Origin of the sequence: Pseudomonas agronomica (assembly GCF_025917275.1) — a bacterium.
In the GTDB taxonomy this organism is placed as follows: Bacteria; Pseudomonadota; Gammaproteobacteria; order Pseudomonadales; family Pseudomonadaceae; genus Aquipseudomonas; species Aquipseudomonas agronomica.
In genome coordinates, this window is sequence record NZ_JAOSHO010000112.1 from 1 (window position 1) to 13013 (window position 13013).

Consider the following 13013-nt stretch of genomic DNA (forward strand, 5'->3'; position numbering starts at 1 on the left):
CATCGCCAGCGCGCCATTGGTGGCGGCCGGCGGGACCACGGCGGTTGATGTCGTGAGGATGGAAAGCCTGGCTGCCCGTGCGGGAATTGGCAGTGATCTGCCCAATGACTCGGACCGGCAATTGGCATTGTTGCGCTTTGCCAGTGATGCAGGCGTCACCGCATCGACGTTCAAGATGTCGGCCATGGAAGCCGCCGAAATGCTACTTGGCTGGCGTACTTCCATGAAGCTGAGCGCCGAGAAAACCTTTGACCTGGCGGACGCAACCAACCACCTAGGCAAGCTCTCCGGCGGTGCGAAAGCCAGTGAGATCGGCACCGTATTGCAGCGTGACGGCGCGGCCGCGACCTTGGCAGGTTTGCAACCAGCGCAAGCCGCGGCGTTGACGGCAGCATTGCTCAACACGGGCTCGCAACAAGCTGAAGCCGGCGCCGCGCTGGATAGTTTCGCGACGGCGTTGGGCAAGGGCGATCAGGGCTCCGCGACCGAACAGGCCGCGTGGAAGCAGTTGGGGCTGGGCCCCAGGGAAGTGGCGAATGGGCTGCGTGACAAGGACGCTGCGCCCGGTACGGTGATGTCGGTATTGGCGGCCTTGAATGCGCAGCCTGCCGAGCAGCGCCCGAACCTTGCCGCTTCGTTGTTTGGCGTGGGCGACCAGGCGGTGCTGCGCATGGCGCAGAAGCTTGATGATGTGAATGCTGCGTTCTGGCAGGTGAAAGACCCGGCCCAGTACGCCACGTCGCAATTGGGTGACAAGGGCTCGGTGAGGCAGGACGCGTTGGCGTTGTCGAACACCCAGCAAGGTCGATGGAATGTCTTCAACGCCAGCAATGAGCGTGTGTCAGTGGCCGCAGGCAATGCCGTGGCGCCCGTGGTGGACAGCTCGCTGCAATGGTTGGGTTCGCTGAACAACGGCATGAGCGAGATGGCCGAAACCTCACCTAAAGCCGCTGCCGCCATTGTGCTGGTGGGAGCGGCGCTCAAACCACTGGTGGGAGCGCTGCTCAAGGCCCTCACGGATGAATTGAGCAACCGAGCGGCCAAGCGAATATTGGCGCCGGCGAGCGCTGCGAAAGCCGAGATTGGCGTGAGCGCTGGCCGCTCTCTGCTAGGAGCGACCAGTTCATTGCGTACGGTGACTCGTTTCATGCCCAAAGCGATGGTTTTAGGTGCCGCCCCTGAGGTCGTCGGGGGCGCGATCGATGGCGACGCTCGAATGGTTGGCGAGGGACTGGGTGCCGCTGGCGGCGGCTGGGCGGGGGCGTCGGCAGGCGCCACGGCGGGTGCGACGATGGGTAGCTTTTTCGGGCCGGGCATCGGCACGGCCATTGGTGGGGCGCTCGGCGCGCTTGTTGGCGGCCTGGCGGGAAGCTGGATGGGCGGGGAGGCGGGGTCCTGGCTGGGTGACAAGCTCGCCACGCCCGTTGACAAGCTCACCGCCCCGGAGCAGGTCGGCAAAGACCTGACCGGCACCCAGGCGAGCAGTCAACAAAATGCCTTGACCGCGAACATCTACATCAATGGCCAGGATCAGGCCAGTGCCGCCCAGTTGGCGAACCTGGTTGTGCAACAGATCACCAGCCAATTCCAACTCATGCCCAACTCGCTCGCCATGCGCAGTGACGCGGCCCTGACCGACGGAGGTACGTGATGCGTCAACAAATGGCCTTGGGCAGTTTCATTTTCGGCCTCTCCCGAAATTTCGCTTACCACTCGCTGGTTCGCACCTCGGACGGTGGCTGGAAAAACATCGACATCCTCACCAGCAAACCCAAGTCCAGCCAGGTCGGCCAGGGCCTCCAAGGCCTGACGATCACCGGCAAATCGATGTACGCGACCGCCATGGATCGTCTCGACGAGTTGCGAGCGCTGCAAGCCCTGCGCATCCCTTTGCCGTTGGTCGATGGCATCGGTCGCAACTGGGGCTTGTGGCAGATCAACAAGGTTTCGGAAACCCAGACCGAGATCATCGACGATGGCACGGCCATGGTGGTCGGCTGGGTGATTGAACTGACGGAGTTCGCCAATGCGTAGGGTTCGAAGTATCGCCGGTGATTCGGTGAATCTGTTGCTGTACCGCGAGCTTGAGCGCTGTGACGACCTCGTCGAGGAGGCGCTCTGGCTGCTCAATCCGGGGTTGGCGGAATGGGGCCCGGTATTGCCGGCGGGCGTATGGGTGGTCCTGCCGGAAGTGGACCCGAAGCCTGTGGCATCACCACCGGTTTCGGCCTGGGATTAAGGAGGCGACATGTCATTGGGTTTCACACCTGCGGTGGAAATTTATGGCGCGAACGCCGCGCTGCTCAACGAACGCCTGCTCAAGTGGGAGCATGTCGACGCGGCGGGGATCGAGTCCGATCAACTGACGCTCACCATCAGCCTGGACGGTTTGGAAGGGTTGCCCAGCCTGGGCGGCAAGATTGGCCTGCGGGTCGGTTATCTGGAGTCGGGTCTGGTGGATAAAGGCGAGTTCGTCATCACCCGGCGCACGCCGTTCCTGTTTCCCCTGCAACTCGTGCTGGCGGCCATGGCTGCGCCGTTCAGTGCCGCAGACCAGACCGGCTTCAAGCAACGCCGATCCGTCAGCCATGGCCCGACGACCCTGGGTGCGCTGTTTCGTCAGCTGACTTCCCGGCACGGGTTTTCCCCCCGGGTGGCGCCGGACCTGTCGTTGATCAAAATCGAGCACATCGACCAGACCAACGAAACCGACATGGGGTTTCTGACGCGCCTGGCTCACCGTTATGACGCGGTCGCCAAACCCGTCAACGAGCTGTATGTGCTGGCCCGGCGCGGCCAGGCGAAGTCGTTGTCGGGGAAGGTCCTGCCCGAGACGAAACTGTCGGTGACGACCAACAATCGCCCGGGCGACCAAGCCTTCATTTCGGCCAAGTTTGATGAAACCGCCCGAGCCAAGTACCAGGGCTGCAAGACCCGTTGGTGGGATGCGGCGGCCGGCAAGCTGCAGGTCGAGGAGAGCGGCATCGCGCCGTTCAAGACCCTGCGCCAGCGCTTCCAGAGCGCCGACGACGCCCGCGCCGCCGCTGAAGGAGAGGTGCGCCGGATGGAGCGCGAAGCGCTCAAGGTGGACATCGAGTGCCCTGGCAACCCTGGGCTGTCCGCCGAGGGCATCGTATTGCTGGACCCCTCCTGGCCGGATTTCATGCGCGGTCGCTGGTCGATCGACAAGGTCACCGCCAGTGGCGACCGGGAAAAAAGCTATCGCTGCTTGATTCATGCAACCCGCCTGGATACCAAGGCCTGACCCCAATCCCCTGTGGGGAGCGGGCTTGTTCGCGATAGCGATATGACATTCGACATCTCCATTGCCTGACACACCGCGAGTCCCCCCGTTGGCCGGCATTTCAATAACGTGTTTTCGATGACCTGAACATGGACCTTACGCAACAGCAACTCCTCAAGATCATGCCGAACGCCCGCCCCCAAGCGGGCGTTTTTATTTCCGCGTTGAACGCTGCCATGTCCCACCATCACATCGACACACCCAAGCGCATGGCCGCATTCCTGGCCCAGGTCGGTCATGAGTCCGGACAATTGCGTTACGTGCGGGAGCTGGGCAGCGAGCAATACCTGAGCAAATACGACACCGGAACCCTGGCCGTTCGCCTGGGCAACTCGCCCCAGGCCGACGGCGACGGCCAGAAATATCGCGGCCGGGGGTTGATCCAGATTACCGGCCACGACAATTACCTGAGTTGCAGCCTGGGATTGTTTGGTGATGAGCGCCTGCTTGCCTTGCCCGAACTGCTGGAGCAACCGCAATGGGCCGCGGAGTCGGCCGCGTGGTTCTGGGAGCAGAATGGCTTGAACGAACTGGCCGACCGTGATCAGTTCGGCAACATCACGCGACGCATCAATGGTGGTTTGAACGGGTTGCAGGATCGTTTGCAATTCTGGGCAAGGGCGAGGGAGGTGTTATGCCAACCTTCGGCCTGATGCCTTTTTCCTTCCGCTTGCTTGGTATCGCGATGTTGCTGATGCTGTTGATCGGTGGTCCGGCGATGTTGGCCTGGCGGTTTCAGGATTGGCGGTACGGCAGGCAGCTGGCACAGTTGGCGCAGTCGCAGTCCGAGACGCTGAACCAGATTACCCAGGCATCCGCGATCCAGCAAAAGGCCGAGCAGGAAAAACGCCTCGCCTTGGAGCAACAACTCTCCGCCAGCGAACAAACCCACTACCGAGCCCTGAGCGATGCCCAACGTGACCAGGATCGCCTGCGCGATCGCCTTGCTACTGCCGATGTCCGGCTGTCAGTCCTCCTCGACGCCGACGATGTTGCCGCCGGTTGTGCAGTGCCTGCCGCCCCCGGCACCGGCGGCCTGGATCATGGCGCCCCACGCGCCCGACTTGACCCGGCGCATGCTCGACGAATTATCGCCATCACCGACGAGGGCGACCGTGGATTGATCGCCTTGCAGGCTTGCCAGGCCTATGTCAGGGCGCTGCGCCAGTAATCCGCCGAGCCTTGCAAGCTTCGAATGCTCGTGTACGGTAGGCGCCAAACGCGTCGAATCAGGAGAGCATCATGGATGAGATTACCGAGCTGGCCGCTGAACTGGGCAGGCGCTTGCAGTTGCTCAATGCCCATGTCACCACCGCCGAATCCTGCACTGGTGGCGGGATTGCCGAGGCGATCACCCGGATACCGGGAAGCTCGGCCTGGTTCGAGGCCGGTTTCGTCACTTATTCGAATCGCCAGAAGACCCAGCAGTTGAGTGTGCCCGACGAGTTGTTCGAGAAGGTGGGCGCGGTCAGTCGCGAGGTGGTAGAGGCCATGGTGCGGGGCGCCCAGCAGAAAAGCCTGGCGCGTTTCGCCGTGGCGGTCAGCGGCGTGGCCGGGCCGGATGGCGGCTCGCCGAACAAGCCGGTGGGCACTGTGTGGCTCGCCTGGGGCGTTGGTGAAGCGGTGTTCAGCGAGCAGAAGTTCTTTCCAGGCAACCGCGACGAGGTCCGCCGACAAACGGTGAAGGCCGCGCTAGACGGGCTGTTACAACATGCCGCCGCAGAAATCTCAAATCAGGGGTAGGCGATCCCCGATCGCTGTGGAATAATACTGGCTACTTATACAGGTGTTGGCCGTCAGGCCTTATTGATTACGTGAGGACTTTAATGGACGACAACAAGAAGAAAGCCTTGGCTGCGGCCTTGGGTCAGATCGAACGTCAATTCGGCAAGGGTGCCGTAATGCGTATGGGCGATCAGGACCGTCAGGCTATTCCTTCCATCTCCACCGGCTCCCTGGGCCTGGACATCGCGCTTGGCATCGGCGGCTTGCCAAAAGGTCGTATTGTTGAAATCTACGGTCCTGAATCCTCCGGTAAAACCACGCTGACCCTGTCCGTGATTGCCCAGGCCCAAAAAGCCGGCGCGACCTGCGCCTTCGTCGACGCCGAACACGCCCTGGACCCTGAGTACGCCGGCAAGCTGGGCGTCAACGTCGATGACCTGCTGGTTTCCCAGCCGGACACCGGCGAGCAGGCCCTGGAAATTACCGACATGCTGGTGCGTTCCAACGCGGTAGACGTGATCATCGTCGACTCCGTGGCAGCACTGGTGCCAAAAGCGGAAATCGAAGGTGAAATGGGCGACATGCACGTGGGCCTCCAGGCTCGCCTGATGTCCCAGGCGCTGCGCAAGATCACCGGTAACATCAAGAACGCCAATTGCCTGGTGATCTTCATCAACCAGATCCGTATGAAAATTGGCGTGATGTTTGGCAGCCCTGAAACCACCACCGGTGGTAACGCGCTGAAGTTCTACGCCTCGGTTCGCCTGGACATCCGCCGCACTGGCGCGGTGAAAGAAGGCGATGAGGTTGTCGGCAGCGAAACCCGCGTCAAGGTCGTGAAGAACAAGGTGGCATCGCCGTTCCGCCAGGCTGAATTCCAGATCTTGTACGGCAAGGGCATCTACCTCAATGGCGAGATGATCGACCTGGGTGTGTTGCATGGTTTCGTCGAGAAATCCGGCGCCTGGTATGCCTACAACGGCACCAAGATCGGCCAGGGCAAGGCCAACTCGGCCAAGTTCCTGGCGGACAATCCGGAAGTGGCGGCGGCCCTCGAGAAGCAATTGCGCGACAAGTTGTTGAGCCCGGTTGCAGACGTCAAGTCCGTGGCCAATCGCGAGACTGCCGACGACTTGGCTGACGCTGACATCTGATCGATCCGATGACCGCCGTACTCGATACTCTCGTCGCGGTGCGGCGAACCGCAATGGACCTGCTCGCAAGGCGCGAGCATGGTCGAGTCGAGCTGACGCGTAAGCTGCGTCAGCGCGGCGCTCCCGACGAGCTGATTGATACCGCCCTTGACCGTTTGACGGAAGAAGGGCTGTTGTCGGAAGCGCGGTACCTCGAGAGCTTTGTCTCTTATCGTGCTCGCTCTGGCTACGGTCCGATGCGAATTCGCGAAGAACTTGGGCAACGTGGCTTGCAACGCCCGGATATTGAACTTGCTTTGCGCGAAAGTGGTATCGATTGGCAGGAACAGCTAATGAATACTTGGCGCCGCAAATTTTCTGGTCATCTGCCGATCGACGCCAGGGAGCGAGCCAAGCAAGGTCGATTCCTGGCGTATCGAGGATATTCCATGGAAATGATCAACCGCTTGTTCAGCGGTCGAGGCATGGATGATTGATAAAAAACGGCCCGCTATTTCGATAGCGGGCCGTTTTTTTATGGGCCTTAAGTGGCCTTGATCGGTTCCCAGGTGAGAGGGTGGGCTTCGGTGGCAGGTTTAGCCCAGTTTTCCGGTAGGTTGATAAAGTCGACCAGCTCCCTCAGGCGACCGTGATCACGGGCGTTGAACGTAAAAGCCAATCGCGTCAGATGACTGAAAGGCGCTTCTTCCGGCTCCTCGCCGCTGTAGGCATGTTGATGGAAACAGTCATTCAGGCAGAGATCCGCAAATTGGACCTGCATCTGCTGTAGCGCCTGTTCGCTGAGCTCATGATTCATGCGAATCACAAACTGATGCTTGAGCCAGCGGCTGGAATGAAAGTTGCGATAGAACTGGTTGATTTTCTCTACGGCTTCCTCGGCGCTATACACCAGGCGCATCAACTTCATGTCGGTCGGCAGGATGTAACGGTTTTCCTCCAGCTGTTCACGGATGAAATCCAGGGCGCTCTGCCAGAACCTGCCACCGGGCGCGTCCAGCAGCACCACCGGCACTAATGGGCTCTTGCCGGTTTGCACCAGCGTCAGCACCTCTAGCGCTTCGTCCAGGGTGCCGAAGCCTCCCGGACAGAGCACCAGTGCGTCGGCTTCCTTGACGAAAAAAAGCTTGCGAGTGAAGAAGAAGTGGAACGGCAGCAGGTTCTGCGTGCCCTCGACGGTCGGGTTCGCATGCTGTTCGAAGGGCAGGGTGATGTTGAATCCCAGGCTATGCTCCCGGCCCGCGCCCTCATGGGCCGCGGCCATGATGCCGCCGCCGGCACCAGTGATGACCATCATGTCCGAGCGAGCCAGCGCCGCGCCCAGTTCGCGTGCCAGCCCGTAGAGCGGATGCTCGATGGGCGTTCGGGCCGAGCCAAAGACCGTGACCTTGCGGCGACCCTTGAATTGTTCAAGCGTGCGAAACGCGTGCTCCAGTTCCCGCAGGGCCTGGAGCGTGATCTTGGCGTTCCAGCGGTTGTGATCTTCTTGGGCCATGCGCAGCACGGTCAGGATCATGTCGCGGTAGATGGGGAGGTTGGGGCTGTTGGGCGATACCAGGTTGAGTTGCTCTTCGACCTTGCGGGTGAGGTCGTGGCCATGGTTTTCAAAATGACGGCTGAGCAGGTCATTCGGTTTGTACGGCATTCAGCTTCTCCTTCTGAACAGAACCCCCGGCCTTGACGAGAGATTCGTCAGGGCCACGACACCTCCTGTGCCGTTGTCAGTCCGGGCGCGTGCCCGGGCGTTAACCTGGCTCGACGCAATTTGCAGCAAGGCGGCCAAGCGATCCAATGGGTCCTGCTGTTTCCCTTGGATGAAAAAACAATCATGCGTCACGTATTGGCGAGGGCAGCCTCTGTCTGCCCGGAATCAGGCGATACGTTGAATTTAGTCCGTTGCTGATCATGGCGCTCGAATGTGAACGTTTGCAACTCTGCTCCAATGGTCCTGAGGGGCTCCCCTATCGCGATCTTCAGAACTCTCCCCGAATATCGTACCGCTCGTCAGGTCGCCGACTGGGTGCGTGCCGCTCTGATTTACTCAATAACAAGCGTGTCAACGCAGTTCGACGTCCAGGGCTGGGCGTCCGCGCGATGGAATGAGGCATTGGATGGGCAGGGAGGCGGAAGAGATGACCAGAGTGACTCTGGAGCTCGACAGGCAGTTGTACCTGACGCTGTTGGAAGCGGCCCAAGCCAATCGGGTAAGCCTCGAAGAAGAGTGCTGCCGTCGATTGGAAGGCCGGGAGTGGCGCTCGCGCTATTTGCAGGCGCTGGTGGCAGAGCTGCGCGCCGACGAAGAGCAGCGGCGCGCACGTACGGGCTGATTACTTCTTGGTCTTGGCCGCTTTCGGGCAATCCGATTCCTGGAAGCGTTCGGTAGCGACCGGACGGTTGGTTTTCACTTCAGTGAACTCGTAACGCATGGTCGCGCCCTTGGCCATCAGCTTGCGGAATCCCGGATTGGTGCACACCGTGGAACCCAGTTGGAAATAGACCGCCTTGGGATCTGCGCGCATTTTCTGGGCATGGCTGCTTTGCACGCTGAGGTGATTGATCAGCTCGGTGCCTTCAACGGTATAACCTTGGTCGAGAATGTCTTCGTTGATCGCCCGCGGCGTACCGACACTGCTTTCCTTGGCGACGTTCTGCAGCATCTTGTTCAGTTCGAGTTCTTTCAGCGACGCAGCCTGAGCGCTGATGGACGTCGCCAGCAGAACGGCAACGGTAGGGACGATAAGGCGCAGCATGAAACTCTCCTGGTTCAGTGACTGGTGGTTCGACCGGCCACGTGACTGTGCGTTCAGTGGCGGCGATTATAGGGGAGCCAGGGTGGACGGTACAGGCTTGCGCGCTCTGGTAGACTGCCGGCCTTCACTGTTCTGCCGAGTCCTGTTCGTGTCGAGTTCTCCTGTCTACGGGCGCTGCCCGCGATGAACCATGCCCCTAACGCCGTAGCCCGCCTGCGCGACCAGCGTGTCGATGAAGGCATCAAGCCGCTCCAGGCCCGAGGTTGGCGAGCGCCCCGCTGTGGTGCTTGCCGGGTCATCGAGAGTCATTGCCTGTGCGCCTGGCGCCCTAGCGTCGAGACCCGCTCCGGGGTCTGCCTGATCATGACCAATAAAGAAGTCTTCAAACCAAGCAACACCGGTTGGCTGATTGCCGATGTGGTGCGTGACAACCATGCGTTCATCTGGTCGCGCACCGATGTCGATGAGCAACTGCTCGCATTGCTGAACGACCCGCAATGGCAGCCATACCTGGTATTTCCAGGCGAATATGTCGAACCGTCGCGGGTCACCCACACGGTCGAGCTCGACCAAGGCAAGCGTCCATTGTTCATCTTGCTGGATGCCACCTGGACGGAAGCGCGGAAAATGTTCCGCAAGAGCCCTTATTTCGATCGGCTGCCGATCTTGAGCCTGCTGCCCGACAAGCTGTCGCGTTATCGCCTGCGGCGCTCGACGCGCAGTGAGCACCTGTGCACCGCTGAAGTGGCGGCCCTGTGCCTTGAGCTGGCTGGGGACAGCGACGCCGCGTCGGCGCTGGATGCCTATTTCGATGTGTTCAGCCAACATTACCTGGGTGCCAAGCGCCAGCAGGAAGTGGACGTGTCGACCCCGGCCCATGCCGAATTGCAGCCCTTTGTTCGTGCTGGCCAAGCGGTATTGGCCTAATAGTGGCCCATACTGGACATAGCGGCGGCCGTGCTGCTTGACCACCCCGGCTTCGCTGGGCATGCTTGGCGCCGACCAGGGTGCGGCCAGAGTTTGAAACGCCGTGATTGGCGTTAAACGTGCCCCTGTGGATGCCGCTGCCTGTGGTGTCTTGAGTTGTTGGTGAGGCGCGAATGCATCGGGCCTGCCATTAAAAACAGGATCATTTGAAAAATGGCCACATACGAAATCCTGATTGCCGATGACCATCCGCTCTTTCGCAGCGCGTTGCATCAGGCAGTGACCCTGGGCCTCGGCTCGGACGTCCGGTTGACGGAGGTGGCCAGCATTGCGGAACTGGAAACCCGATTGGCTGAGAAGGCTGACTGGGACCTGGTACTGCTTGACCTGAACATGCCCGGTGCGTATGGCTTTTCCGGCCTGGTGCTGTTGCGTGGACAGTACCCGCAGATCCCCGTGGTGATGGTGTCGGCGCAGGAAGAGGCCTCGGTAATGGTGAAGGCCCGCGAGTTTGGCGCCAGTGGGTTCATTCCCAAATCCAGTTCCCTGGAAATGATTCAGCACGCAGTCAAGGCTGTCCTCAATGGCGACGTGTCCTGGCCGCCGCAGGCATTCGAAGCGGTCAGTGTGTCCGAGGAAGCCAAGGCTGCCAGCGAAGGATTGGCCAGCCTGACGCCGCAGCAGTTCCGGGTACTGACCATGGTCTGCGAAGGCCTTCTCAACAAGCAGATCGCCTATGAGTTGAACGTCTCGGAGGCCACCATCAAGGCTCACGTCACGGCTATCTTTCGAAAGCTCAATGTGCGTACGCGAACCCAGGCGGCATTACTGCTGCAACAACTTGAGTCAATTTCTCCGCAATCGTAGCCTGTGATTCACGCTTTTTTGACCGCGTTTGCATTAGCTTCTCCACTCCTTTCGATCAGTTGCCTATTCTATGTCTCCTTTTAAAGGCCAAACCGGCTTGAAACGCATCCTCAATGCTTCCGGCTATTCCCTGGACGGGCTGCGTGCAGCTTTTGTCGGCGAAGCCGCGTTCCGTCAACTGGTGCTGCTCAACGTTATCCTGATTCCGTTGTCGTTCTTCCTGAATGTCAGCCGCGTCGAGCAGGCATTGCTGGTCGCGGTATGCCTGCTGGCCTTGATCGTAGAGCTGCTCAACTCTGCGGTAGAAGCGGCGATCGACCGCATTTCCCTCGAGCTGCACCCGTTGTCGAAAAACGCCAAGGACATGGGCAGCGCCGCCCAGCTTGTCGCCCTGACGATGATTGCCTTGGTCTGGGGCCTCGTGCTGCTCTGATGGCTCAGGCAATGGCCGGCAGGACGATCTCGTCGCTGCGCTGCACCCCGGCGGTGAAGGCCCGGCAAAGATCGAGGAATTCGCGCATGGCCGAAGTCTGGTATTTCTGCTTGTGCCAGATGAAATAGAACTGCCGCGCCAGGTCCATGTCCGGGGTTTCCACGGCCACGAGGCTGCCGCGGCGGAATGCATCACGCAGGGCCAGCCGTGAGATGCAGCCAATCCCCAGGCCCGACTCCACGGCACGCTTGATCGCTTCGGTGTGTTCCAGCTCCAGGCGAATATTCAGCGCGCTGCGGTGGTGGCGCATGGCCTGGTCGAAGGTCAGTCGGGTGCCAGAACCCTGTTCACGCAGAATCCAGGCCTCATGGGTCAATTCCTCCATGGTCGCCTGCCCACGCTTGGCCAATGGGTGCTGGGGCGCGCAGAACACCACCAGTTCATCCTCGACCCAGCTCTGCACTTCGATGTCCGGATGACTGCAGTCGCCTTCGATTAGACCCAGATCAATTTCATAATGGGCGACCTGGTGCACGATATTGGCAGTGTTTTGCACATGCAGCTTCACCTGGCTTTCCGGGTGGCGCTGCATGAAGCCACCGATCAGCAGCGTTGCCAGGTAATTGCCAATGGTCAGCGTGGCGCCAACCGCCAGCGAGCCGAAGCCGGACTTGCCGTTGAGCAGGTCTTCGATTTCCTTGGCCTGGTCGAGCAATGCCACGGCTTGGGGCAGCAACTGCTTGCCCAGGGCATTGAGGCTCAGGCGCTTGCCGGCGCGATCGAACAATTGGCAGCTGGATTGACGCTCCAATTCAGTGATGGAGGTGCTGGCGGCCGACTGCGACAGATTGAGCAGGCCCGCTGCACGGGACACGCTTTCCTGCTGGGCGACGGCGACGAAGACTTGAAGTTGACGTAAAGTAAATCGCATATCTATATAACCGATAACCCTTATCTTAATAATCCATTTAACAGATATTGTCGCCGCCATTAGAATGCGATGCAATTGCGCAGATTATCGGCGCAGGCATCATTTCCAGGAGTCCCCCGTACATGAGCAACATGAACCACGAGCGTGTCCTCAGTGTTCATCACTGGAACGACACTCTGTTCAGCTTCAAGTGCACCCGCGATCCGGGCCTGCGCTTCGAGAACGGTCAGTTCGTGATGATCGGCCTGCAGCAGCCCAACGGCCGCCCGCTTATGCGCGCTTATTCGATTGCCAGCCCGAACTGGGAAGAGCATCTCGAGTTCTTCAGCATCAAGGTGCCTGACGGTCCGCTGACTTCCCAATTGCAGCACTTGAAGGAAGGCGACGAGATCATCATCAGCAAGAAGCCTACCGGCACGCTGGTGCTGGACGACCTCAAGCCTGGCAAGCATCTTTACCTGCTCAGCACCGGCACCGGCCTGGCGCCGTTCATGAGCGTCATCCAGGATCCGGAAACCTACGAGCGTTTCGAGAAGGTGATCCTGTGCCACGGCGTGCGTTACGTCAATGAAGTCGCCTACCGCGAGTTCATCACCGAGCACCTGCCACAGAACGAGTTCTTCGGCGAAGCGCTGCGTGACAAGCTGATCTACTACCCGACCGTGACCCGCGAGCCGTTCGAGAACGAAGGCCGTCTGACGGACCTGATGCGCAGCGGCAAATTGTTCCGCGACATCGGCCTGCCGCCGATCAACCCGCAGGACGACCGCGCGATGCTTTGCGGCAGTCCAAGCATGCTCGACGAAACCAGCGAAGTGCTCAACAGCTTCGGCCTGACCGTTTCGCCGCGTATGCGCGAGCCGGGTGATTACCTGATCGAGCGGGCATTTGTAGAGAAGTAAGCTGTTGTGGTGACTGATAGATC

At 60.3% G+C, this 13013-nt stretch carries 17 protein-coding genes; 14 read left to right on the top strand and 3 right to left on the bottom strand.

Features of this window, described 5'->3' with window-relative positions; genetic code table 11:
* From OC610_RS10935 to recX, 9 genes are all read left to right on the top strand, one after another.
* A partial coding sequence (locus OC610_RS10935; protein ID WP_264427793.1) for a phage tail tape measure protein occupies positions 1–1651 on the top strand: 1651 nt, incomplete at its 5' end.
* The gene (locus tag OC610_RS10940; protein ID WP_264427794.1) at positions 1651–2034 is read left to right on the top strand and encodes a phage tail protein; all 384 of its coding nucleotides are present in this window, start codon (positions 1651–1653) and stop codon (positions 2032–2034) included. The genes OC610_RS10935 and OC610_RS10940, both read left to right, overlap by 1 nt.
* Positions 2027–2239, top strand: a complete 213-nt coding sequence (locus OC610_RS10945; protein ID WP_264427795.1) for a tail protein X — start codon at positions 2027–2029, stop codon at positions 2237–2239. Before OC610_RS10940 ends, OC610_RS10945 begins: the two co-directional genes overlap by 8 nt.
* Before the next feature lie 9 nt (positions 2240–2248).
* Positions 2249–3265, top strand: coding sequence for a contractile injection system protein, VgrG/Pvc8 family (locus tag OC610_RS10950; RefSeq protein WP_264427796.1), 1017 nt, complete (start codon positions 2249–2251; stop codon positions 3263–3265).
* 128 nt (positions 3266–3393) lie between these two features.
* Entirely contained in the window at positions 3394–3957 is a 564-nt protein-coding gene (locus tag OC610_RS10955) for a glycoside hydrolase family 19 protein (protein ID WP_264427797.1), read from the top strand.
* Complete coding sequence (locus OC610_RS10960; protein WP_264427798.1) at positions 3939–4475, top strand: lysis protein; 537 nt, start codon at positions 3939–3941, stop codon at positions 4473–4475. The genes OC610_RS10955 and OC610_RS10960 overlap by 19 nt, the downstream gene beginning before the upstream one ends.
* A gap of 71 nt (positions 4476–4546) precedes the next feature.
* Positions 4547–5047: a CinA family protein gene (locus tag OC610_RS10965; protein WP_264427799.1), complete on the top strand. Its 501-nt coding sequence runs from the start codon at positions 4547–4549 to the stop codon at positions 5045–5047.
* An 83-nt stretch (positions 5048–5130) separates the two neighbouring features.
* Positions 5131–6183 carry a recombinase RecA gene (gene recA / locus OC610_RS10970; RefSeq protein WP_003198351.1) on the top strand — a complete coding sequence of 351 codons (1053 nt, stop codon included), beginning with the start codon at positions 5131–5133 and terminating at the stop codon, positions 6181–6183.
* 8 nt (positions 6184–6191) lie between these two features.
* Entirely contained in the window at positions 6192–6659 is a 468-nt protein-coding gene (gene recX / locus OC610_RS10975; RefSeq protein WP_264427800.1) for a recombination regulator RecX, read from the top strand.
* 47 nt (positions 6660–6706) lie between these two features.
* Here recX and OC610_RS10980 read toward each other — a convergent pair whose 3' ends face one another.
* The gene (locus OC610_RS10980) at positions 6707–7825 is read right to left on the bottom strand and encodes an LOG family protein (RefSeq protein ID WP_264427801.1); all 1119 of its coding nucleotides are present in this window, start codon (positions 7823–7825) and stop codon (positions 6707–6709) included.
* 487 nt (positions 7826–8312) lie between these two features.
* Between OC610_RS10980 and OC610_RS10985 the strand changes: the two genes are divergently transcribed.
* Complete coding sequence (locus tag OC610_RS10985; RefSeq protein WP_030139438.1) at positions 8313–8507, top strand: hypothetical protein; 195 nt, start codon at positions 8313–8315, stop codon at positions 8505–8507.
* On the opposite strand, the gene OC610_RS10990 is transcribed toward OC610_RS10985, so the two are convergent.
* Positions 8508–8930, bottom strand: a complete 423-nt coding sequence (locus OC610_RS10990) for a quorum-sensing-regulated virulence factor family protein (protein ID WP_030139437.1) — start codon at positions 8928–8930, stop codon at positions 8508–8510. It lies immediately after the preceding gene.
* Positions 8931–9113: 183 nt separating this feature from the next.
* On the opposite strand from OC610_RS10990, the gene OC610_RS10995 reads away from it, so the two are divergent.
* The 3 genes from OC610_RS10995 to OC610_RS11005 all read left to right on the top strand — a co-directional run bounded on the left by OC610_RS10995 (position 9114) and on the right by OC610_RS11005 (position 11157).
* A complete protein-coding gene (locus tag OC610_RS10995) occupies positions 9114–9857 on the top strand; it encodes a tRNA-uridine aminocarboxypropyltransferase (RefSeq protein WP_264427802.1) in 744 nt (247 codons plus the stop codon).
* Positions 9858–10070: 213 nt separating this feature from the next.
* Positions 10071–10724, top strand: coding sequence for a response regulator transcription factor ErdR (erdR, locus tag OC610_RS11000; RefSeq protein ID WP_181289262.1), 654 nt, complete (start codon positions 10071–10073; stop codon positions 10722–10724).
* A 70-nt stretch (positions 10725–10794) separates the two neighbouring features.
* Positions 10795–11157, top strand: a complete 363-nt coding sequence (locus OC610_RS11005) for a diacylglycerol kinase (protein ID WP_030139434.1) — start codon at positions 10795–10797, stop codon at positions 11155–11157.
* 4 nt (positions 11158–11161) lie between these two features.
* Here OC610_RS11005 and OC610_RS11010 read toward each other — a convergent pair whose 3' ends face one another.
* Positions 11162–12088 (bottom strand): LysR family transcriptional regulator, encoded by a 927-nt coding sequence (locus OC610_RS11010; protein ID WP_039594356.1) that lies wholly within the window; start codon positions 12086–12088, stop codon positions 11162–11164.
* 122 nt (positions 12089–12210) lie between these two features.
* Here OC610_RS11010 and fpr point away from each other — a divergent pair, with 122 nt between their 5' ends.
* Positions 12211–12990, top strand: coding sequence for a ferredoxin-NADP reductase (gene fpr / locus OC610_RS11015; RefSeq protein WP_003184787.1), 780 nt, complete (start codon positions 12211–12213; stop codon positions 12988–12990).
* Positions 12991–13013: the final 23 nt, after the last annotated feature.

Excerpts from the sequence above, each read along its gene's own strand:
- OC610_RS10940 (WP_264427794.1), top strand. The coding sequence starts at position 1,651 with ATGCGTCAACAAATGGCCTTGGGCAGTTTCATTTTCGGCCTCTCCCGA.
- OC610_RS10945 (WP_264427795.1), top strand. The coding sequence starts at position 2,027 with ATGCGTAGGGTTCGAAGTATCGCCGGTGATTCGGTGAATCTGTTGCTG.
- OC610_RS10950 (WP_264427796.1), top strand. The coding sequence starts at position 2,249 with ATGTCATTGGGTTTCACACCTGCGGTGGAAATTTATGGCGCGAACGCC.
- OC610_RS10955 (WP_264427797.1), top strand. The coding sequence starts at position 3,394 with ATGGACCTTACGCAACAGCAACTCCTCAAGATCATGCCGAACGCCCGC.
- OC610_RS10960 (WP_264427798.1), top strand. The coding sequence starts at position 3,939 with ATGCCAACCTTCGGCCTGATGCCTTTTTCCTTCCGCTTGCTTGGTATC.
- OC610_RS10965 (WP_264427799.1), top strand. The coding sequence starts at position 4,547 with ATGGATGAGATTACCGAGCTGGCCGCTGAACTGGGCAGGCGCTTGCAG.
- recA (WP_003198351.1), top strand. The coding sequence starts at position 5,131 with ATGGACGACAACAAGAAGAAAGCCTTGGCTGCGGCCTTGGGTCAGATC.
- recX (WP_264427800.1), top strand. The coding sequence starts at position 6,192 with ATGACCGCCGTACTCGATACTCTCGTCGCGGTGCGGCGAACCGCAATG.
- OC610_RS10980 (WP_264427801.1), bottom strand. The coding sequence starts at position 7,825 with ATGCCGTACAAACCGAATGACCTGCTCAGCCGTCATTTTGAAAACCAT.
- OC610_RS10985 (WP_030139438.1), top strand. The coding sequence starts at position 8,313 with ATGACCAGAGTGACTCTGGAGCTCGACAGGCAGTTGTACCTGACGCTG.
- OC610_RS10990 (WP_030139437.1), bottom strand. The coding sequence starts at position 8,930 with ATGCTGCGCCTTATCGTCCCTACCGTTGCCGTTCTGCTGGCGACGTCC.
- OC610_RS10995 (WP_264427802.1), top strand. The coding sequence starts at position 9,114 with ATGAACCATGCCCCTAACGCCGTAGCCCGCCTGCGCGACCAGCGTGTC.
- erdR (WP_181289262.1), top strand. The coding sequence starts at position 10,071 with ATGGCCACATACGAAATCCTGATTGCCGATGACCATCCGCTCTTTCGC.
- OC610_RS11005 (WP_030139434.1), top strand. The coding sequence starts at position 10,795 with ATGTCTCCTTTTAAAGGCCAAACCGGCTTGAAACGCATCCTCAATGCT.
- OC610_RS11010 (WP_039594356.1), bottom strand. The coding sequence starts at position 12,088 with ATGCGATTTACTTTACGTCAACTTCAAGTCTTCGTCGCCGTCGCCCAG.
- fpr (WP_003184787.1), top strand. The coding sequence starts at position 12,211 with ATGAGCAACATGAACCACGAGCGTGTCCTCAGTGTTCATCACTGGAAC.